Raw genomic sequence first — 22,852 nt, 5'->3', positions numbered from 1 at the left:
GGGACTGCAAATATACTTCAAGAATTTTTTTAAGAGGATGATTTTATGAAAAAAATAAGATTTTGTGGTTTTTAATTCAAATTAGACCAAGATTTTAAATGTATTTATTTTGGCTTTTGTGTTAATTTTACTATTTTTGCTCAACCACAATCTTAATTTATGCCCAAATTTTACTCAAGTTATCTCCTTTTTTTTATTTTACTAAATTTTTGTGCTTTTGGCCAAAAAAAGACACTTCAGGCAAAATATACCAACGAAAGCATTAATATCGACGGAAAAATTACTGAAGAAGCCTGGAAAACAGCTCCGCTTGCCACAGATTTTATTATGTACGAGCCTGATAATGGCAAACCCATCAGCGAAAGTAAAAAGACTGATGTTAAAATACTATACGATAATACTGCAATTTATGTTTCAGCTATTTTATATGACGACCAACCTACCCAAATTTCACGAGAATTAACCAATAGGGACGAGTTTGGTGTGGCTGATGTTTTTTCGATTTTTGTCAACGGAAATAATGACGGACAGCAAGATTTCCGCTTTTTTGTTAGTGCAGCTGGCGTTCAGATGGATTGTTTGGCAACTGAAACCTCTGAAGATTATAATTGGGATGCCATTTGGGATAGCAAAGTAAAAATTACCGATATTGGTTGGGTGGTCGAGATGAAAATTCCTTACGCTGCTTTGCGATTTTCCAAGGCTGCCAAACAAACTTGGGGTCTTAATTTTACCCGTGAAATCAAGCGAGGAGATCAAGACCAGATTTACACCTGGAGTTTTGTAGATGCCAAAATTGGTGCTGTGATTACCCAAGAAGGAATATTGGAAGGTATCGAAAATATCAAAACACCCACCCGACTTTTCTTTATTCCTTACACTTCGGCTTACTATCAAAAAGACGATTATGCCGCAGATAAGACTTTCAAAGTGGGGATGGATATCAAATATGGCATCAATGACGCCTTCACCCTCGATGCGATTTTAGTGCCTGATTTTGGGCAAACCAAATTCGACAATGCCATTTTGAACCTGGAACCATTCGAGCAACAATTTGACGAAAACAGAGCTTTTTTCACCGAAGCAACTGATTTGTTTTCAAAAGGAAATCTTTTCTACTCTAGAAGAATTGGCGGTGAGCCAACGACCGAACCGATCGTGGCAGCGAATGAAGAGGTAACCGAATATCCGAGTTCGACCGATTTATTGAATGCAGTAAAGGTTTCGGGCAGAACCGAAAAAGGGCTCGGAATTGGAGTTTTGAATGCCATTACCGAAAAAACATTTGCCACGATCGAAAATACAGATACTGGCGAAACACGAAAGGAAGTTATTGAACCCTTGGTCAATTATAATGTGTTGGTTTTAGATCAAAGATTCAATCAAAATTCATCAGTTTCGTTGATAAATACAAGCACTGTTCGGAATGGTGATTTTCGCGATGCCAATGTTTCCGGCCTATTATTCGATTTAAATACCAAAGCCAATACCTATAAATTGTCGGGAGATTTCAAATATAGCACCGTTAAGAATAATGATTTTTATTCCCTTTTGAATAATGGGTTGGAAAATTACGATGGTTACAAAACACAATTGAGTTTTGCTAAAACTAGCGGAAAATACCGTTATATGTTCTCTGGGAAGTACCTTTCTGAAAATTATGACATCAATGACTTGGGGATTATTTTTGTGAATAATTACCATTCAGGTTATGCGGAGATGAGTTATAGGATTGTCAATCCAACCAAAAATTTTAACTCTTTCAAGGCTTCACAAAATATTAATTTAGAAATTCAAAATACGACCGGGAAGTTTCAAGAAGCGTGGTATCAAGCTAAGTTTTCGGCTATTAATAAAAAAAATCAATATTGGGAAGGGAAAATACAAGCAAATCTTTTCGATCGCTATAATTTTTATGAGCCGAGAGTGTATGGTGAATATGTTTTTGTGCCAAAGAGCTTCGTTTCGTATTTGTACTTTGCATCCAACGATAATAAAAAGTTCTCCATAGATATTGACGGTTCTATCGAAAAATTTAACGAAGACGGCAGAATTATTTATGCCATTTCGCCTGCAATTAGCAACCGATTCAGTGATAAATTTTCCTTATCATACAACCTGATTTATACCCGAAAAGTCAATGATCGCGGTTGGGTTGGATTTGATGGTGACGATATCATTTTTGCCGAGCGTAACCGCGAAATTGTAGATCATTATTTTACAGGTAAATATTCGATTACCAATAAAATGTCCCTAAATCTAGTGGCAAGATACTATTGGTCCTATGCCGAAAATCACGAGTTTCTAACCTTGCAGGACAATGGTCATTTGACCACAAATACCACTTACGACAAAAATAAAAATCGGAATTTCAACTCCTGGAATTTTGATTTTTCGTATTCTTGGTGGTTTGCTCCAGGCAGTGAATTGGCGGTTTTATATCGAAATTATGCCTTAGAAAGTACCAATATTGTGGAAAAAAACATTCAATCTAATCTTGATAATGTATTTGACACGAATCTGACCAGTATTTTTTCGATTAGTCTTCGCTATTATATCGACTACAATTCCCTTCGTAGCAAAAGATAAAATTTTAGGCTCAAAAGCCTGAACTCAGGAGGAAACGGTTTTTTTTAACAGTTCTACAATCTGGTATTTCGTTCTAATCATTTCTTTCCTTGGGATTTTGCAAAAATTGCAAAAATGGCCATTTTTTTCTACATGGTTTTCGAAGATTTTTCTTTGCATTTATGGTATAAAAAAGCAGATTTTACAACAGATTTTTAAGTATTTGTTGTAGTTCTCTTTTTTATATATAATAGTAGTTTTGACGCACTTATATTTTTTCGGAAAGGGTTATCTTTGTATAAAAATTTTAGTAATATGAGCAAAAAAGTAATCCTTATGATTCTTGACGGTTGGGGGAATTCTCCCGATCCAAAAGTATCCGCAATAGACAATGCCAATATCCCTTTTATCAAAAGTTTGTATACAAAATATGCAGTTGGGCAGCTAAGAACCGATGGTTTAAATGTAGGTTTGCCAGAAGGGCAAATGGGGAATTCCGAAGTGGGACACATGAACCTGGGTGCTGGTAGAATTGTCTATCAAGATTTGGCCAAAATTAATTTGGCTGTAGAAAATAATTCAATGGCGCAAGAACAAGTGTTGATTGATGCTTTTCAATACGCCAAAGATAAAAATGTTAACTTACACCTGCTAGGACTAGTTTCCGACGGTGGCGTGCATTCTCATACTTCGCATTTGCGCGGTTTGATCGATGCCACACAAGCTTTCGGTTTAGAAAAAGTATTCGTTCACGCTTTTACGGACGGTCGTGATGTGGATCCAAAATCGGGAGCCACTTATATCCAAAATCTGGAAAACTATATTGCAAATACTTCTGCGAAAATTGCTTCGGTAGTGGGAAGATATTATGCAATGGACCGAGACAAACGTTGGGAGAGAGTGAAAATCGCCTACGATTTAGTAGTAAACGGAACGGGAAAACAGTCTAAAGACGCTGTAAAAAGCATCGAAGAAAGTTACGAAAATAACGTAACCGACGAATTTATCAATCCAATTATAATGGTGGACGAAAACGACCAACCATTGGCTACAATCAAAGAAGGAGATGTGGTTGTTTTCTTCAATTTCAGAACCGATCGAGGTCGCGAATTGACCGAAACCCTTTCGCAAAGAGATTTCCACGAGCACAACATGCACAAACTCAATTTGTATTATGTAACGCTTACCAATTACGACGAAACCTATGAGAATGTAAAAGTAGTTTACAACAAAGACAACGTAACAGAAACATTGGGTGAAGTTTTAGAAAAAGCCAACAAAAAACAAATCAGAATTGCCGAAACCGAGAAATATCCACACGTGACTTTCTTCTTTTCTGGTGGTAGAGAAATTCCTTTTGAAGGGGAATCAAGAATCTTGAAGAACTCACCAAAAGTGGCTACCTATGATTTAAAACCGGAAATGAGTGCCTATGAATTGGCAGATGCCTTGGTTCCAGAATTGAATAAAGGTGAAGTTGATTTTGTATGTTTGAATTTTGCTAATGGCGATATGGTAGGACACACTGGAGTGATGAGTGCAGCCATTCAAGCCTGTGAAGCGGTTGATAAATGCGTAGAAAAAGTAATTACTGCGGCTTTGGCCAATGATTATACCACATTGATTATTGCCGATCACGGAAATTGCGAAACGATGATTAACCCTGATGGTTCGCCAAATACGGCGCATACGACAAATCCAGTTCCAATTATTTTGGTGGACAAAGAATTGAAATCAATTCAAGATGGCGTTTTAGGAGATTTAGCTCCTACTATTTTGGATTTGATGCAAATTGAAAAGCCAGCTGTGATGACTAGACATTCACTTTTGTAGCAAATACGATTTAGTTGAAACAATTAGTCCCGCAATTTGCGGGACTAATTTTTTATTTGCCAGAGACTAAAGCATAATATTCTTTGTCAATCCACTCTTGATGGTCGGGATGAGCGATTTTTACCATTTCAGCAACGCGTTGTTTCAGTGTTTTTCCGTACAAATTGGCAATACCATTCTCAGTAATTATGTATTGAATGTGCGATCGGGTGGTCACCACTCCAGCGCCTTGTTTCAAAAACGGAACGATTCTGCTATCGCCATTTTTGGTGATAGAAGGCAATGCAATAATCGCTTTTCCTCCTTCACTCAAAGAAGCGCCACGAATAAAATCCATTTGGCCACCAACGCCAGAATACATTCGAGGGCCAATAGAATCTGCACAAACTTGACCTGTTAAATCGACTTCGATAGCTGAATTGATTGCGATCATTTTTGGGTTTTTTCGAATTCTAGCCGTGTCATTCACATAGGAGGACTCTTTCATTTCTACAAAAGGATTGTCATTGACAAAGTCATATAAACGTTGGGAACCAATTAAGAAAGTTGCCAATGCTCGTCCTCTGCCTACGCCTTTGAAATTGCCGTTGATCACATTGCTCTCGATTAAATCGATGACGCCATCCGAAAACATTTCGGTGTGCAGTCCCAGATTTTTATGATGGGTTAGTTTTGCCAAAGCCGCATTCGGAATAGATCCAATACCCATTTGCAAAGTGCTTTCATCCTCAATCAAAGAGGCGATATAAGAACCGATTTTGTCTTCAGACGGGGTGGTTTCTTCCATCGAATGGCTATAAATTGGCATATCCACTTCTACTAAATAATCAATTTCGGAGATGTGAACTATTCCATCGCCAAAAGTTCTAGGCATTTGTGGGTTTACTTGCGCTACTACTATATTGGCACATTCAATAGCCGCTAAACTAGCTTCTACCGATACGCCAAGGGAGCAATAGCCGTGGCTGTCAGGAGGAGAAACGTGTATAAAAGCTACGTCCAAGTTCAACACTTTTTTTCGAAACAAATAAGGTAATTCGCTAAGGAAAACGGGAGTATATGAACCGTTGCCTGTTTTTAAAGTGTGCCGAACATTCGCTCCAATAAAAAAAGAATTGACGTGAAAGCTTTCCGAAAGCTCAGGATTTGCGTAACGCGCTTCTCCTTCGGTGTGCAAATGACAGACTTCCACATTGCGCAATTCCGAGGCTCGTTCGGTCAAAGCGTTCGATAAAATGGTTGGCGCAGCTGCCGCCGCTTGAAGGTATACGCGGTCGCCAGATTTTACAATTTTTACCGCTTCCTGAGCAGATACATATTTGTTCATAATGATAAGTTTATATGAATATTGCACTATAAATTTAGCAAAAATTAGGTAATAATTCAAATTTATTACAATAACTTCAAAATATTTTTTGAAAAAGATATTCTAGTGTGTCGAGTATTGTTGTGGCTCTATTTTTGGCAGGAAGTCCCGTTTTACAGTGGCTAGCGGGGGAGATAGAGGTATTCTTAAGAATACTATTTACATAAATAAAAGTTAAAGTTTCATAATTAATAGTAATACTATCATATTTGAGTATATTTGTATCAATAAAAGGAGACGAGCCGAACACTCCTTAAGAAGTAGGCGAAACAAAATACTATCATTATGAATGCAAAAAAGGTAATACTCGGTTTATTCGTTGGAACTACATTATTAGTTTCTTGTAATCAAGCTTCTCAAAAGCTTAATGAAGTGAAAGAAGTAACAATTTCGCAAGCCAATCAGGAGGTTCAAAAAGTAATTGATCAATTGGGTTTAGTTTATGTTGAAGAGGGCGCTCAAGACATCATTACTTATGATGAGGTAAATGCTGCTCAACAGGCTTGGTGTGATGCTTTAGTAAAAATAGGAAAACTGAAGGAAGAAGGAGGCGATTACAAAGGATATGCTACTGCAGTTCTTTCCGAAGCATATAACTACGATTATGGAAAAGTGTTCTTTAAGCCAACCTTAGCTTTTGGCGATCAAACATTTAGAAATGACAAAGCAGGTGCTTTAGCTTACTTTGTTGGAGGGGATCCAAATTATCCAGATGACAAAGGATTTGCTTTGAAACCTTGGGTTAAAGCACGTTATGATAATGCTGGTGAAAAGAACGAGGGTATTCAGATTTATGGTTCAGTAGCCATAACAATGGGAAATGTTTGGGTAACCGATAAAGACGGCAATGAAGTTATGGTAGATAAAACTTGGGTATTCAAAAAAGGGAAAGACGGAAAATTACGTATTATTGTACATAAATCAGCTTTGCCTTTTTCTCCCAAATAGAAATGAAGAGGGCTGATTCAAAAAAAATCAGCCCTTTTTTAGTTATAAAATAGAAAGTACAATGAAAAATACGCCAATAGTTTTACTGTGTTCGCTACTTTGTTTGTTTAGCTTGAATGCCCAGAACACGCGGATAGTCGACAAAAATGATATCGGTTGGTACGCTTTTTTCGGAACCTTTAAGGTTGCCGAAAAATTCAGTGTTCATTCCGAATATCAATGGCGTAGAATAAATTACATTTCAGATCAACAGCAAAACTTATTGCGATTGGGAGTAAATTATCAAGCAAATCCCAAATTGCAATTAAGATTAGGATATGCTTGGGTAGAAACCTATCCGTATGGCGATTATGCGATTAATGCGCTAGGGAAAGATTTTACAGAACATCGAATTTTTCAGATGGCAACGCTGAACGATAAGATTTCAAAATTTGAATTATCACATCGGTTTATGCTCGAGCAAAGATTTGTCGGTAGATACACTAAGCCAGAATTAACGGTAGAAGATGAGTATGTTTTTATGAATCGGATTCGCTATATGTTTAGAATTCAAATGCCGCTGAAAGGAACTGAAATAAAAAACAAAACGCCCTACATTGCCGCTTATGATGAAATTTTGATTGGATTTGGAGAAAATGTCAACGAAAATATTTTTGACCAAAACCGCTTCGGATTGTTATTGGGATATCGCTTCGACTCTAATTTTAGAATAGAAGGAGGCTACTTGAATCAAACGCTGCAACTAGGCAGGGAAGTCAACCAAAGCAATGTTTTTCAGAGCAATAGTGGGTTTATAATCAATACGTTACTTAATTTTGATTTTACAAAAAAATCGTCTAAATAAATTTTAAATGATTCTTTTTCCAACGAGTATTATAGCAGTAAATAGCGATAAGATAAATCAAATCGAAGATTTATCGAAAGCTATTTATCGTTTAATAATTTACAGTCGAGACCATTTTGATGACGATTTACTCGACATCTATTTGGATGGATTTTCAAATTTGAGAGACTTACTGTCCCTAAAGAATGCTCAAATGGAGGCGCAAAACGAAGAAGAAGCCGTTGAATATTTAAGCAATTTAAAACAATCATTAGAATTTGTAATTCAAGAGATTCTCGACAACAACGACTTCGAGAAGGAAATACAATTGTTTCAGCTTTTACGATTAATTTCGCCTGAAACTAACAAAATTCATCCCAATAAATACCGCCAAACGACCGTTCAAATTGGGAGTCATATCTGCCCTGAACCCCATTTGATTTCCGGTTTAGTTTCGCAATTATTTTTTAATTGCAGCCAAATCAAATCGCCGATTATCAAAGCCATCTACTTGCATCACGAACTAATTCGAATCCATCCCTTCGTGGACGGAAATGGTCGCGTAACTCGAATTGCAAAAAATTGGATATTGATGTATCATATGTATCCTCCTATTTTTATCAATGATGCTACCGAAAAAAAGGAGTACATCGGCACTTTGAGCAAAAGTTTTACCGAACTGGATAGAAATCCAACGGCTTGGAACGAATTTACCAACCTTTTTTTCGAACAAGAACTCAATAGATTGATACTCAACTTAACTTTTTTATACGACAGTATCAATACGATAGGCAAGGCAAGAAGAAATAGTCAAACTACCCCATTCGATGGCCACTAGTGATTGTCATACACCCAAAGAGAGTTTATTTAATATAAATTTAATACTAAAAATGTCAAACTTGATAGTATTACTATTATATTTGCAAAAAAAATAAATAAATGTGGATCAGATTTTAGCAAATATTAAAATTCAGGTTAATACAAAGCTTTTTGTAAAAGACCCTGAAACTTCTGCACTAGGCAAAAAAATTATTGAAGAAAGCATCATTCTTATCGATAGCATCGGTTTTGAAGATTTTACTTTTAAGAAATTAGGAGAAAAAATTGGTTCGAACGAAAGCTCTATTTATCGCTATTTCGAAAGCAAACACAAAATGTTGTTGTATCTCTCTTCGTGGTATTGGGGTTGGATAGAATATAAACTGGCGTTCGCCACCATCAACATCGACAATCCTATGGAACGGCTTAAAAAGGGTATTGTCGTGGTAACAGAAAAAATCGAAGATGACGCATCCACTTTACACGTTAACGAAGCGATTTTGAATAAAATCATCATACAAGAATTCACTAAAACTTTATTGACCAAGGAGGTCGACGAAGAGAACAAGGAAGGCTTTTTCTTGGTTTATAAAAGAGTCATTAATCGGATTTTAGAAATGATTCTTGAGGTCAATCCAAATTACGAATTTGCAAAAAGCTTGTCGTCCTCGATCGTTGAAGGGGCGCTGCATCAGCATTTTTTAAAAGACCATTTAAAAACCATAACCAATTGCAGCGAAAGTATTAGTCCAACCGATTTTTACATCAACTTAGTAGAAAATTTACTTAAAAAATAAAAAATGACATCATTAAAACGATTATTCAATCTCTTAGAATTAGACAAAAAAGATGTTTCTCAAATCTTTTTTTACGCCATTTTCGCGGGAATAGTGAGTTTATCACTTCCGTTAGGAATTCAGTCTATTGTCAATTTTATTCAATCGGGTCGCGTGAGCGCTTCTTGGATTGTTTTGGTCATTCTCGTTGTTATTGGGGTGGCTTTGGTAGGTGTGTTGTCCTTAATGCAATTGCGAATCACTGAGAATTTGCAACAAAAAATGTTTGTTCGGTCTTCATTCGAATTTGCCTCTCGATTGCCTAAAATCGAATTCAAAGAACTTTATGATTATTATCCGCCAGAGTTAGCCAATCGTTTTTTTGACACCTTGACCATTCAAAAAGGAACTTCAAAATTGTTGGTCGATTTTTCGGCGGCGATTCTACAGATTGTATTTGGAGTTATTTTATTATCGCTTTACCACCCGTTTTTTATGGTTTTTGGAATTTTATTAGTAGTTCTATTGTTTGTTATTTTTAAATTTTCGTATCAAAAAGGGACCCAAACCAGTTTGAAAACATCTAAAAGTAAATATAAAACGGCAGGTTGGTTGCAAGAAATTGCCCGCAATAATTTTAGTTTTAGAAATGAGTTGAACTACGATTTTGCATTAGAAAAAAACAATACAATTGTCAAAGATTATTTATACAGTCGTGAGAATCATTTTGCTGTAATCAAAAAACAATTCACTCATCTCATTCTTTTCAAAGTTTTAATCACAGCGAGTTTGTTGGTAATCGGAGGGTATTTGGTTTTGAGCCAACAAATGAATATTGGGCAATTCGTAGCGGCAGAAATTATCATTTTATTGGTAATAAACTCAGTCGAAAAAATTGTTCTGGGTCTGGAAACGTTTTATGATGTCTTGACGGCGGTCGAAAAAATAGGTCAAGTAACTGATATGGAACTCGAAGCAGAAGTTGAGGTGGAAGCTAAAAGTTGTTATACCAATATAAGCTTGGAGGCTGAAAAAATGGGATTTCAATTTCCTGGAACTACTTTTGGGATTTTAAAAGACATCAATTTAAAAATAAATCCAGGCGAAAAAATTATAATTGACGGTGAAAATGGTTCTGGAAAAACAACCTTAATTCGTGTTCTTTCTGGCCTTTTGCATCATACCTCTGGCAACTTGTTTATCAATGATGATACCTTTAGAAAAATTGATGTGAAACAATATCGGGCTAGGATTGGCAGCATCATTCAAGGGGAAACTCCATTTGAAGGAACTATTTTAGAAAATATTACTTTCAATGACAAAAATATTACCAACGAAGATCTAAAATGGGCTTTGGATGCGGTGCAACTTACGGGCTTTATAAAAACATTGCCCAAAGGTCTCGAAACTAGAATTTTCCCAGAAGGCAAGGAACTTTCCGCATCAAATGCCCAAAAAATATTATTGGCGCGAAGTATTATACACAAACCCACTATTTTGTTTTTCGAAGAACCAACCGATAAAATGGATGTGCAAGTGGCTAATGAAATTATCGATTTTATTACTTCTGATGTGAATAAATGGACTGTTATCGTTTCCTCTCAAAACCCTCATTGGTTGACGAAATGCACCAGAGAAATTACAATGCACAAAGGAACGATACTATCTGACTCAAAAAATTAAGAATATGCTAAATTTATCCGACAAAAACTCCATTCAGAATAGTACTTTAGAAAAATATTCTACAGTAAAGAATTTGAGCAACAGGCCTCATTATAAGATCTTAAACCGAATCATACTCATAGTTTCGATTTTAGGTATCATTGCGTTTTTCCTTCCTTGGACTCAGAATATTTCGGGCTCCGGAGCGGTGACCACTTTAAAACCCAATCAAAGACCACAATCCATTCAGTCGGTTATTTCGGGGCGAATAGAAAAATGGTATGTTCAGGAAGGCGATTATGTAAAAGTAGGCGATACCATTCTTTTTATATCTGAAATCAAAGAGGATTATATGGATCCCAATTTGGTGAAAAACACCAAAAATCAGGTCGATGCCAAAAGACAATCTTTGGAATCCTACGGTTCAAAAGTAGCTACATTGGCAGTTCAAATGCAATCTATCGAACGCGAAAAAGTGTTGAAACTAAAGCAAGCGGATAACAAAATCCAACAAGCCGCCTTGAAAATAAAAAGTGATAGTATGGATCTTGTGGCAGTGCGAACCCAATTGAAAATTGCCAATACGCAATTCAATCGTTCTGTGCAATTGAACAAAGAAGGGTTGAAAGCCCTGTCCGACGTCGAAGAAAAGCGTCTGAAACTCCAAGAAGTGGAAGCTAAAATCATCACACAAGAGAATAAATTTTACACCAGTAAAAATGAATTCATCAATGCCGAAGTAGAAATAAACAGAATCAATGCTGAGTATGCCGAGAAAGTTTCTAAAGCGCAAAGCGACCAATATACAGCCTTGAGCAATCAATACGATACAGAAGCGCAAGTGAACAAACTGGAAAATCAATATGCTAATTATAGCATTCGAAACGGAATGTACTACATCAAAGCGTCGCAAAGCGGCTACATTAATAGAACATTGCAATCAGGAATTGGCGAGAATATCAAAGAAGGGACGCCAATAGCCACTATAATGCCATCAAAATATGATATCGCGGTAGAGTCTTTTGTAGATCCTGTAGATTTGCCCTTAATCAAAAGAGGTGAAAAAGTACGGGTATGGTTCGACGGTTGGCCAACAATTATATTCTCGGGTTGGCCTGATATGTCCTACGGTACGTTTGGGGGAGAAGTCGTAGCGATCGAAACCTTTATCAGTGACAACGGCAAATTCAGAATCCTGATAGCCCCCGACAAAACCGAAGCCCCTTGGCCCAAACAGTTAAGCATTGGTTCCGGTGCACAAACTTTAGCTTTGCTCAATACCGTACCAGTTTGGTTTGAATTATGGCGAACCCTCAACGGATTTCCTCCTAACTATTATCAAGGCAAAGAAAAACCAACTAAAGAAAAGAAATAATGAACAAGTTTTTTTTACTATTTACTTTATTGGTAACTGCGCTGCACAGTCAAACCAAAACGGAACCGCAATTGCCAGCCAATCTCAAAGAAATGAGTTACAACGAGTATTTGGGTTTTGTGAAAAAGTACCATCCGTTGGTGAAAAATGCGAACCTAGAAATCAGTAAGGCGCAAGCCAATTTGATGATGGCGCGTGGAGGATTTGACCCTAAATTAGAATTGGATTATAACAAAAAACAATTTCAAGGAACGGAATATTATTCGATAATGAATAGCAGTTTCAAAATCCCGACTTGGTATGGAATTGAGGTCAAAGCGGGTTTCGAAGATAATGAAGGTTATTATTTGAATCCACAAAATAAGACTCCTTATAACGGTGTTGCTGCCCTAGGAATCAGTGTTCCTATTGGTCAAGGATTGCTTATCAATCAGCGAATGGCGGATTTGCAAAAAGCCAAAATTCAAGTCAAACTGAGTCAGGCCGAGCAAAAACTGATGGCTGTTGCTATTTTGTATGATGCCTCAGTGGCCTATTTTAGCTGGAAGAAAAACTACGAGGAGTATTTGTTATATCAAACCTACAGCACCAATGCCCAAGTGCGCTACAACGGTGTGGAATCTTTGATAAAACAAGGAGATAAACCCGCAATCGACAGCGTCGAAGCCGGAATTGTGGTCAAAAATAGGCTGTTGTCTCTCGAAGATTCGAAATTGAAATTAGCCAAAGCCAAACTGGAATTGTCGAATTTTCTCTGGTTAGAAAACAACATTCCGTTAGAATTAGCCGAAGCCATTATTCCGGAGAAAAAATTGGGTCAAACCATTCAGGAAACATTAAATGTTAGTGATTTGGTCAATCAAGATTTTTCGTTATTGAACCATCCAAAAATCGAAGCCTTGCAAAGTAAAATCGATATGTTGACCGTCGAGAAAAGGATGAAGGCCAATATGCTTTTGCCAAAGATTGACGTGGGTTATTCGTATTTGGCTCAGCCAGACCCTACCATTCCTAATAATAATGAGAATTATAAACTGGGAATTGATTTTTACTTTCCCTTATTTCTTCGAAAAGAGCGCGGAAGTTTGAAAATTGCCCAGTTCAAAATACAAGAATCTGAGTTCAATCGTGATCTCGAAAAATTGCAACTGACCAATAAAATTAGTGCTCAAAAAACAGAAATTGAGTCCTTGACCAAGCAGCAAAAATTAGTCAATAATTTGGTCGATGATTATGATAAAATGCTAAAATCCGAGGAGCGTTTGTTCAATATTGGCGAGAGTTCTTTATTTCTTATTAATACCCGAGAAAATAATTTGGTTAGCGCTCAGCTTTCTCAAATTGCTCTTGAAAACAGGTTTTATACGTCCAATTCGGAACTGTATAAAATTATGGCGAATCCGAATTAAATAATTTTTTAATTGTATTTTTGCCGTCTGAAAATTGAAATATGATTATCCAAAAAACAAGAGAGGAAATCGAATTGATGCGCGAAAGTGCCTTAATCGTTTCTAAAACACTCGGAATGATTGCTTCCGAAATCAAAGAAGGCGTTACCACATTGTATCTTGACAAAAGAGCCGAAGAGTTTATCAGAGACCACGGTGCTGTTCCAAGTTTTCTAGGTTTATATGGATTCCCGAATTCGCTTTGTATGAGTCCAAACTCGCAGGTGGTTCACGGAATTCCGAACAACAAACCCTTAGAAAGTGGCGATGTTATCTCGGTAGATTGCGGTGCATATAAAAATGGATTTCACGGCGATCACGCCTATTCTTTTGAAATTGGCGAAGTAGCCGAAGACGTAAAAAAACTTTTGCGTGTCACCAAAGAATCTTTATACGTAGGAATCCGCCAATTGCGTGCTGGAAATCGGGTGGAAGATGTGGGCAATGCCATTCAAAAATATACCGAAGGCCACGGATACGGTGTGGTTCGAGAGCTTGTAGGTCACGGTGTGGGTCAAAAAATGCACGAAGACCCAGAGATGCCCAACTACGGAAAACGCGGTCGTGGCAAACTTTTAATCGAAGGAATGGTCGTTGCCATTGAGCCAATGATCAATATGGGAACCAAAAATATCAAGCAACACAAAGACGGTTGGACCATCACCACCGCCGACGGAAAACCTTCAGCTCATTTTGAGCACGACGTAGCCATTATCGACGGAAAACCTGAAATTTTATCCACGTTTGCCTATATCTATAAAGAATTAGGCATCGTGAGCAATGAAGAAGATGAATTTAGAAAAGTGCCTTTGGTTATTTAGAAATTAATTTTACAAAAAATAGACTTTGCTTCTAAGTTGAAAAAAATAACTACTTTTATAAAAAAATAGTATAATGAGATTAAAACTTCAAAATATTGGAATTATTGAAGAAGCCGATATTAATGTTGACGGAATTACGCTTATTGCAGGTCAAAATGATTCTGGGAAAAGTACGGTTGGAAAGGTTTTGTATGCTTTAATTAGAGGTGTAAATATTGATGAAGACCGTTTTAATGCTTCTAAAAATGAATTTGTAAGAAATAGAATTCGGGACATTAGAAATCTTTTGTTAAGAACGAAACTTTCAAACAGTGAAGACGAAAAAATTCAAGAGCAATTTGTTTCATTATTTTTAGAAAATCGTGAATCTTCATTTGGAAGATTCATTTATAGAATGAATATTGATGACTCTGAAAAGGTCGATACTCTTATATATGAGCTTGACAATCTAAATGAATTATATAACAGTTTTTCAAATGAATCTACTCAAGTTCAATTGAATACATTTATTAATGATATTAGAAATCGAATTTCAATTACAAGTGATTCTTTTGAGGTATTACATTATGAATTAGAAACTTTTTTTGAGAATGAATTTGGAAATCAGATAAAGAATAAATTTTTAAAAAGTAGTTCTTTTATAAAAATTGAAGGAGTTGAAAAAAAAACAATCACATTTGACGAGAAAATTAACTTTCAAGGGTTTGATACTGTTTCAAATTTTCATTACGACAATGTTTTTTTTATTGAATCTCCAATAAAATTGCAAGACAGAAACATTTTACGTTTAGATAATTTAGTCCGTGATAAAAACCAACATCTCAACAATTTAATTTTTCAACTTAAAAAAGAGCAAAATATTTTTTCTGATACACGAAATGATACAGAAAAACTAAATAAAATCATCTCAAGAATAATAAAGGGAGAATTTGGGTTTAATTCAAAGAATCAATTAATTTTCAAAAAAGAAGAGTTTGAATTTGATTTAATTAATGTGTCAACTGGAATAAAAAGTTTTGGTATTTTGCAATTGCTTTTACAAAAAGGAGTTTTAAACTCTAATTCTTTGTTAATCATTGACGAACCTGAGGTGCATTTGCACCCAACTTGGCAAGTAAAATATGCTGAAATTTTGGTTTTACTTTCAAAAGAATTTGCAATACCAATAGTTTTAACTTCCCATAGCCCCTATTTTATTGAAGCTTTGGAAAGATATTCGAAAAAATACAAATACGAAAAATCAACAAATTTTTATTTTGCAAAGAAAAACGAAGATGGTTTGTCGTCTAAAATTGTTGATGTAACTGAAAACATTATGCCTATTTTGAATTCTATCTCCGAGGCTTTTTATGAAATTCAAGACATAAACGATGAAGATTAAAGACATTGAAGATCTTTTTGAAAAAAATGTTTCTAAAAAAACATTAACTCTTATATCATTAGACAAGGACAATCAAAAGGTTCTAGTTAATTCGCGAAAATTAGTTTTTGACTTTGATGAAATAGTCGATACAAATGATATAACGGAAGGAACAAAAGAAAAGCTAAAAACTTCCGACACAGTTTATTTTAAAAACAATAAAATTACTTTTGTGGAATTTAAAAGTGGTGGAATTGGAGAACGTGATTTTAGGTTAAAAGCAACAGAGTCTATAATTTCTCTTTACAATTTTGTATATAAAAACGGAATTAAAGATAAATTATGTTTTCCTAACGATACTTTTGAATTTTATATGGTTTATGATAAAAAAAATCCTAGTTCGGCTACTAGGCTAGCTTTTTTTATAGCAACTGAAAGAAAGCTCCAAATAAAATACAAGCATTTATTTTCAAAATATCACATTATTGACAATGTTAAATTTCAAAGACTTTTTAGGATATAAATGAAAAAAATCTTTAAACTCATCCTCAATACCATTCCGCGTCCAATCTTAATTCGTTTGAGTTATGTGGCACGTCCAATAATTGCTTTTACGTTAAAAGGGACTAATTTTACCGATCCGATCGACGGCAAAAGTTTCAAATCGATGTTGCCGTATGGATACGAAAAACAGCGCGAAAACGTCCTTTCGCCAAGCACACTTTCACTCGAAAGACACCGTTTGTTGTGGTTGTATTTAAAAAACGAAACCGATTTTTTTACCGCTCCAAAAAAAGTCTTGCATTTTGCACCGGAACAAATTTTTTACAAACTGTTTCGCAAGCAAAAAAATCTCGATTACACCACCACCGATTTACTTTCACCACTAGCCGATGTAAAAGCGGACATTTGTAATTTGCCTTTCGAAGACAATCAATACGACCTCATTCTTTGCAATCACGTCTTGGAACACATTCCAGACGATACCAAAGCGATGCAAGAATTGTATCGTGTTTTGAAACCGGGTGGAATGGCCATTCTTCAAATTCCTCAAGATTTGAAAAGAGAGGTTACCTTTGCCGATGATTCCATCACAGACCAAAAGGAACGTGCCAAAATCTTTGGTCAATACGATCACGTTCGCATTTATGGTCGAGATTATTTTGATAAATTGCGGAGTATTGGTTTTAAAGTTATTGAGGAAGATTACACCAATAAAATTGCTCCCGAATTGGTTGAAAAATATTGCTTAGCCAAAGGTGAAATCATTCCGGTTTGTTTTAAATAAATAGCAGTTGAAAACCGATAATTCATTTCTTTTTTGCTTTGATATCAGTTTTGAGCAAAAACTAAATTGCTACATTCCTACTGCTTATATCATCAATAAAGTTGCTGAAATTTCGTATCTAGACAAGAAGGCAAGCCCAGATGTTTTGAAGAGTTTTGGGGTTGTTTTGGATGATTTAGATGCAGTTACAAAAAAAGTCCTGACCATTTGCGAAGATTTAAGACCCGAAAAAGTTTTTAAAAAGTTCAGTAAAAACTGTAAAGCCGCCAAAACGATAGATGACCTACTCAAAGACTCTAAATTGGAGTTTGGTATTCGTCAGTTTACTAAAACCAATCTAGATCAATTTTATAGCCTAGTAAAGAGAGAGAATTTTCCTTTGTCAATGAATTTGGACAGGGAAAAAGATTTTAGAACGAGTCGAGTGACTACGGATCATTCTTTTCTGGAAGCGCAACTCCATTTTGATAAACACGAAAATGGCATTACATACACTTTAGCATTATTCGATAATGATACTGTTTTTTATCCCTCTGATGCAAAAATCGAGATACTTCTTGATGAACCCAGTTGGCTAGTTATCGATAGAAAACTTTATCATTTGCTCCATATCAATTCAAAAAAGATAACTCCTTTTTTGACAAAAAAATCTTTTGAAATACCCTCAAAATTAGTCGCGGATTACTTTGAAAAGTTCATCAAAGATATGGCCAAGAAAGTGAGCGTTATGGGGACTGGTTTTGAAATTGTAACCCGCCAAGTGATTACTTCTTGTGCGGTTCAAGTTGTTCACGATTTCTTCAAAAACAATTATAAATTCCAGCTCTTATTCGATTATAACGGCTATGTTTTTGAATCTACAAAAGCCAAAAAGACACATTCCGCCATCGATTTGACCAATTTAGATAGCATAAAACTTATTCAATACAAACGATCGGAATCTGAAAATAATTATGTTGAAAAATTGGGGCAGCTTGGCCTTTCAAAAAGTGACGATGGATTATTTTGGCTTTCGCCAAAAGACGAAAAGAAGGATTCTTACGTAACGATTCAGTGGTTGATTGAAAATCAGGAAACATTGAAATCTTTTGGGTTTTCGGTAGATCACTTAAAAATTGACAGTAAGAAAATTGATACACAGAAAGCTGTTATTCAATTTGCCAATGAATTAAATAATGATTGGTTCGATATCAAAATGAAGGTGGTTTGCGATGCATTCGAATTTAATTTTTCTGAAATTATTTCGAACATAAAAGACCGTAACCGACTCTTTCTTTTGCCAAATGGAAATTACTTTTTAATTCCAATAGAGTGGATGACTGTTTACGCCTCAATCGCAAAAGTGGCAAAAATTAAAAACGGAAACCTATTTATACCAAAAAGTAATTTTGCTGTTTTGGAGGGGATTCCTGAACTTAGTGAAGCTGTCAATTTGCAAACCAATATCGACTATCAACCTTCGTCATTGGTTAAAGCAACTTTAAGACCTTATCAAATCGAAGGGGTCAAATGGCTTTTGGAACATTATAACAATGGTTTGGGTGCCTGCCTAGCCGACGATATGGGATTGGGAAAAACGCTGCAAACTTTAGCTTCATTGGTCGCTGTTCAGGAGCAATTGGAATTTAGTAAAACCCAAGATGTTCAGCTGGATTTATTTGGAAACGAAATTCCTATCGCAAAGGAGTATCTAAAAGCTTTGGTGGTTTTACCTTCGTCATTGGTTTTCAACTGGTATAATGAAGCCCGAAAATTCACGCCACATTTTAGAAGAGTACAATATGTCGGAAATGAGCGGAAACTATTAGCAAGGAAATTAGAGAAATATGATTTGATTTTTACTAGTTATGCTGTGGTTTCTCGAGATATTTCAGTTTTAGAAAAATACAATTTCAGGTATTTGATATTGGACGAAAGTCAGTACATCAAAAACAAAAATTCAAAAATATTCAAAGCGATTTCTCAATTAAAAGCCAGTCACAAGATATCCTTGAGCGGAACTCCGATAGAAAATTCCTTGGATGATTTATGGTCGCAAATGCAGTTTATCAATCCTAATATTTTGGGAAGCTATCCTTTTTTCGCAGAAAACTATAAAATTCCTATCGAGAAAAAACAGGATGAAAGTAGCTTGTTAGAATTAAAAAATATCATTAGTCCTTTTATTTTAAGACGAACTAAAGAACAGGTTTTGAAAGACCTACCGGAACTCTCAGAGCAAGTTTTCTATTGTGAAATGGAGCCTGAGCAAGCCAAATTGTACGAAGAAGAAAAGTCAAAAGCGAGAAATGCCTTATTGAAAGCGGACGGTTCATTGGTCGATAAAATTAGTATTATCAACACCCTGATGCGACTGAGGCAGTTGAGCAATCATCCCAAAATGATTGATGATAAATCTGAAATGGATTCGGGAAAATACATTGCAGTCACTCAATATTTGGAAACTTTGGTGCAATCGAATCAGAAAACAATTGTTTTCAGTTCGTTTGTGTCTAATTTGAATTTTTATAAATGCTGGTGCCAACAAAACAAAGTCGATTTTTGTGAACTTACCGGTGAGACAGCCTTGAAAGAACGAGAATTACAAGTCAATCGTTTTCAAGAGAACGATAAAACGCTTTTGTTTTTTATTTCCTTGAAGGCTGGCGGTGTGGGTCTCAACATCACCAAAGCTTCTTATGTGGTTTTCTTAGATCCGTGGTGGAATCCGTTTGCAGAAAAACAAGGCATTGGACGCGCTCATCGAATAGGGCAACTGAATAAAGTAAATGTGATTCGGTTTATCGCAAAAAATACTGTAGAGGAGAAGATTATTAGCCTCCAAGAGCGAAAAAAGTTGTTGTCAGACGCTCTTTTGGATGAGAATTTTATTGGTGCAGAAATTGAAGATCATTTGGATTTTATTTTAGAATAAGCGTTTTTTTGTTCTTTTTTTGTACCTTTAGTATTGTAATCGAATGTGTCGATTATAAATTACTAGCAGATGAAAGTAGTAAAATATTCTGGCGATATTGTTGATTTTAACCCGGTTAAACTCAAACAATCGCTCCTAAAGTCTGGAGCTAGTCCTCTTGTTGTTCAAACTATTCTGCAGACCATTCAAAAAGAAATCTACGAAGGCATTTCGACCAAACAAATCTACAAAATGGCTTTTGGGCTGCTCAAAAAAGCCTCTAATTCGCATGCAGCAAGATATAATTTGAAGGAAGCCATTCGTTTATTAGGACCGGCTGGTTTTTTCTTTGAGAAATACGTTGCTCGTCTCTTCGCTTCAGAGCAGTACGAAACTAAAACCAATTTGATTCTTCAAGGAAAATGCGTTTCACACGAAATCGATGTTTTGATAAAGAAAGACCATTTCATTTCGATGGTGGAATGTAAATTTCATATGGGCAAAGAAGCCAATTCTGATGTAAAAGTGCCCATGTATATTTTGTCGCGGTTTAATGATTTGAAAGACAGACAGCATATTATTTTCTCCGGAAAAGAATCCATTTCAGGATGTTGGATTGTGACCAATAACCGATTTACCGCCGATGCTATTGCCTTTGCCAAATGTTCCGGCTTGAATTTATTGAGTTGGAATTATCCCGAAAACAATAATATTAGTACCAAAAATGCAGATAATTTTCTGTATCCCATTACTTGTTTGACCACTTTGTCATTGGCTGAAAAAGACCGACTGTTGGTGCTTGATGTCATTTTGGTAAAAGAAATCATGCACAATTCCGAGTGTTTAGAGAAAATAGGATTGAGTACCAATCGCATCAAAAACGTCTTGAAAGAAGCCTCAGAATTGTGTGAATACCTATAGAAATTATTATTTAATAAAGAGGGCGAGATTGCTTCGTTCCTCGAAATGACATCATGAAAGTAAAATTCATTGGCGGAGCAGGAACAGTTACCGGATCCAAAACTTTAATAGAGAGTAATGGTATCCGAATCCTGATCGACTGCGGACAGTTTCAAGGCATTAAATCCTTAAGAGAACTCAATTGGGAACCTTTGCCAATATTGCCTTCAACAATAGATTTCGTGCTGTTGACCCACGGTCATATGGATCATTGCGGTTGGTTGCCAAGACTAGTCGACCAAGGTTTTAAAGGGAAAATATATTGTACAAGTCCCACAAAGGATATTGCCAAACTGATTCTTTTGGACAGTGCTAAAATTCAAGAGGAAGAAGCGTTTAAGGCTAATAAAGAACACTATTCGAAGCACGAAATTGCCGAACCGCTGTACGATATAAAGCAAGCCGAAGCTGTTTTTCCGCTTTTTAGAGTGATAAAAACCAACGAAAAAATCCCTTTGGATGCCGAAATTTCAGCAGTTTTTACCAATGCGGGACATATTATTGGTGCTTGTAGTATCACATTAGTTTTAGAAAATAAAACTTTAGTTTTCTCGGGAGATATTGGTCGTGACAATGATATCTTGATGTACCCTCCAACAAAGCCCAAAAAAGGCAACTACATTTTCTTAGAAAGTACCTACGGAAACCGCCTTCACCCAGAAACCGATGCGAAGGCGGAACTCGAAATGTACATTAACAATACAGTTGAAAAGGGCGGAACTATTATTATTCCGAGTTTTGCAGTAGAACGGGCGCAAACTATAATGTACTTGCTATGGCAACTCAAAACAGAAGATAAAATACCGAATATTCCCTATATCATTGATACTCCGATGGGGATTCGAGTTTTGGATATTTTTGAAAATAACAGAAAATGGCATAAATTATCCGAGCAAGAATATGTAGGCATGTGTAAAATGTTTACGATGAATGCTGATTATGAAGAAACGATCGAAACCATTTACAATCCAGAGCCCAAAGTAGTAATTGCAGCAAGCGGGATGATTACAGGCGGTCGGGTTTTGAGTTATTTGGAGCGCTATATCGGTTTGCCTGAAACCACAGTAATCATCATTGGCTATCAAGCCGAGGGAACACGTGGCCGAAAATTATTGGAAGGCGCCAAAGAAATTAAATTTTACGGTAAATATTATGAAGTAAAAGCGACTATACTCGAAATCGAAGGCTTGTCGGCCCACGGTGATCAACAAGATTTATTGAATTGGCTTTCTGAATTGGAAAACATTCCGAACGCTTTCGGGACTCAAAAAGTATTTTTGGTTCACGGAGAAAACGAAGCCTTTGAAGAATTAAGTCATAAAATCAATGAAAAATATGGTTTTGATTGCGTTATTCCTCAAATGAATCAAGAGTTTGAATTATAGCAAATTAATTTTAACGTTTATTTTAAAGCTGTCGATTTATTTAGTTGTAATTTCGCAGTATGAATTTCAAAAAGCACCTCAGTTTTGTTTTGGCAGTTTTCCTGTTGGTTTCCAATACAGGATTTGCCATTGACGTGCATTATTGTGGGGGAGAAATCGCTTCGGTTAACCCAGTTTTTTATAAAAATTACGAATCTCTTATTGCAAACGAAGAAAGTTGCTGTGCTCCGAAAACCATAAATATTCTTGAAAAAAAAGGGAGCTGTTGCCAAGACAAATTAATTCACTTTGAGAAAAAATCAGAGAATGTCACTATCAATTCACCTTTATTTCAAGCTGAATACAATTTCATAATAGTCAAATGGGAGTCTGTGTTTTTTGCAGAATATTCAAATTTCGAAAACAATCGCATCAGGCCGTATTATTGCGATGCCAATGCGCCACCACTTTTCAAATTATACCATCAATACATTTTCTACGCCTGATTTTAATGTTTTTATAAAATCTATCCCTTTTATTGGGTAGAG

General features: G+C 35.9%; 18 protein-coding genes. 17 read left to right on the top strand and 1 reads right to left on the bottom strand.

The window, feature by feature from the left end; all coding sequences use genetic code 11:
- The first annotated feature begins 159 nt into the window (after positions 1 to 159).
- A complete protein-coding gene (locus E1750_RS08180; protein WP_133276304.1) occupies positions 160 to 2,589 on the top strand; it encodes a DUF5916 domain-containing protein in 2,430 nt (809 codons plus the stop codon).
- Positions 2,590 to 2,883: 294 nt separating this feature from the next.
- Positions 2,884 to 4,401, top strand: a complete 1,518-nt coding sequence (gpmI, locus tag E1750_RS08175; RefSeq protein WP_133276303.1) for a 2,3-bisphosphoglycerate-independent phosphoglycerate mutase — start codon at positions 2,884 to 2,886, stop codon at positions 4,399 to 4,401.
- A gap of 52 nt (positions 4,402 to 4,453) precedes the next feature.
- Here the strand turns inward: gpmI and E1750_RS08170 are convergent, their stop codons facing one another.
- Complete coding sequence (locus tag E1750_RS08170; protein WP_133276302.1) at positions 4,454 to 5,728, bottom strand: acetyl-CoA hydrolase/transferase family protein; 1,275 nt, start codon at positions 5,726 to 5,728, stop codon at positions 4,454 to 4,456.
- Between the two features lie 324 nt (positions 5,729 to 6,052).
- Here E1750_RS08170 and E1750_RS08165 point away from each other — a divergent pair, with 324 nt between their 5' ends.
- The 15 genes from E1750_RS08165 to E1750_RS08095 all read left to right on the top strand — a co-directional run bounded on the left by E1750_RS08165 (position 6,053) and on the right by E1750_RS08095 (position 22,810).
- Positions 6,053 to 6,715, top strand: coding sequence for a hypothetical protein (locus tag E1750_RS08165; RefSeq protein ID WP_133276301.1), 663 nt, complete (start codon positions 6,053 to 6,055; stop codon positions 6,713 to 6,715).
- Between the two features lie 61 nt (positions 6,716 to 6,776).
- On the top strand, positions 6,777 to 7,559 hold the full coding sequence (locus E1750_RS08160; protein WP_133276300.1) for a DUF2490 domain-containing protein: 783 nt from the start codon (positions 6,777 to 6,779) through the stop codon (positions 7,557 to 7,559).
- Positions 7,560 to 7,566: 7 nt separating this feature from the next.
- On the top strand, positions 7,567 to 8,376 hold the full coding sequence (locus E1750_RS08155) for a Fic family protein (protein WP_133276299.1): 810 nt from the start codon (positions 7,567 to 7,569) through the stop codon (positions 8,374 to 8,376).
- 103 nt (positions 8,377 to 8,479) lie between these two features.
- A complete protein-coding gene (locus tag E1750_RS08150) occupies positions 8,480 to 9,154 on the top strand; it encodes a TetR/AcrR family transcriptional regulator (RefSeq protein WP_133276298.1) in 675 nt (224 codons plus the stop codon).
- Between the two features lie 3 nt (positions 9,155 to 9,157).
- Entirely contained in the window at positions 9,158 to 10,816 is a 1,659-nt protein-coding gene (locus E1750_RS08145; protein ID WP_133276297.1) for a peptidase domain-containing ABC transporter, read from the top strand.
- Positions 10,817 to 10,820: 4 nt separating this feature from the next.
- The gene (locus E1750_RS08140; RefSeq protein ID WP_133276296.1) at positions 10,821 to 12,170 is read left to right on the top strand and encodes an HlyD family secretion protein; all 1,350 of its coding nucleotides are present in this window, start codon (positions 10,821 to 10,823) and stop codon (positions 12,168 to 12,170) included.
- Positions 12,170 to 13,579 carry a TolC family protein gene (locus tag E1750_RS08135; RefSeq protein WP_133276295.1) on the top strand — a complete coding sequence of 470 codons (1,410 nt, stop codon included), beginning with the start codon at positions 12,170 to 12,172 and terminating at the stop codon, positions 13,577 to 13,579. Before E1750_RS08140 ends, E1750_RS08135 begins: the two co-directional genes overlap by 1 nt.
- A 41-nt stretch (positions 13,580 to 13,620) precedes the next feature.
- Entirely contained in the window at positions 13,621 to 14,439 is an 819-nt protein-coding gene (gene map / locus E1750_RS08130; RefSeq protein WP_133276294.1) for a type I methionyl aminopeptidase, read from the top strand.
- Between the two features lie 73 nt (positions 14,440 to 14,512).
- Positions 14,513 to 15,820 (top strand): AAA family ATPase, encoded by a 1,308-nt coding sequence (locus E1750_RS08125; protein WP_133276293.1) that lies wholly within the window; start codon positions 14,513 to 14,515, stop codon positions 15,818 to 15,820.
- Positions 15,810 to 16,322: a hypothetical protein gene (locus E1750_RS08120; protein ID WP_133276292.1), complete on the top strand. Its 513-nt coding sequence runs from the start codon at positions 15,810 to 15,812 to the stop codon at positions 16,320 to 16,322. Before E1750_RS08125 ends, E1750_RS08120 begins: the two co-directional genes overlap by 11 nt.
- A complete protein-coding gene (locus E1750_RS08115) occupies positions 16,323 to 17,087 on the top strand; it encodes a class I SAM-dependent methyltransferase (protein ID WP_133276291.1) in 765 nt (254 codons plus the stop codon).
- Positions 17,088 to 17,094: 7 nt separating this feature from the next.
- Positions 17,095 to 20,001, top strand: coding sequence for a DEAD/DEAH box helicase (locus tag E1750_RS08110; protein ID WP_133276290.1), 2,907 nt, complete (start codon positions 17,095 to 17,097; stop codon positions 19,999 to 20,001).
- Positions 20,002 to 20,070: 69 nt separating this feature from the next.
- Positions 20,071 to 20,901, top strand: coding sequence for a restriction endonuclease (locus E1750_RS08105; protein ID WP_133276289.1), 831 nt, complete (start codon positions 20,071 to 20,073; stop codon positions 20,899 to 20,901).
- A 53-nt stretch (positions 20,902 to 20,954) separates the two neighbouring features.
- Positions 20,955 to 22,325: an MBL fold metallo-hydrolase RNA specificity domain-containing protein gene (locus E1750_RS08100; protein ID WP_133276288.1), complete on the top strand. Its 1,371-nt coding sequence runs from the start codon at positions 20,955 to 20,957 to the stop codon at positions 22,323 to 22,325.
- Positions 22,326 to 22,384: 59 nt separating this feature from the next.
- Entirely contained in the window at positions 22,385 to 22,810 is a 426-nt protein-coding gene (locus E1750_RS08095) for an HYC_CC_PP family protein (RefSeq protein WP_133276287.1), read from the top strand.
- Positions 22,811 to 22,852: the final 42 nt, after the last annotated feature.

It is taken from the genome of Flavobacterium nackdongense (genome assembly GCF_004355225.1).
In the GTDB taxonomy this organism is placed as follows: Bacteria; Bacteroidota; Bacteroidia; order Flavobacteriales; family Flavobacteriaceae; genus Flavobacterium; species Flavobacterium nackdongense.
This window is presented reverse-complemented; position numbering and strand designations above follow the sequence as displayed.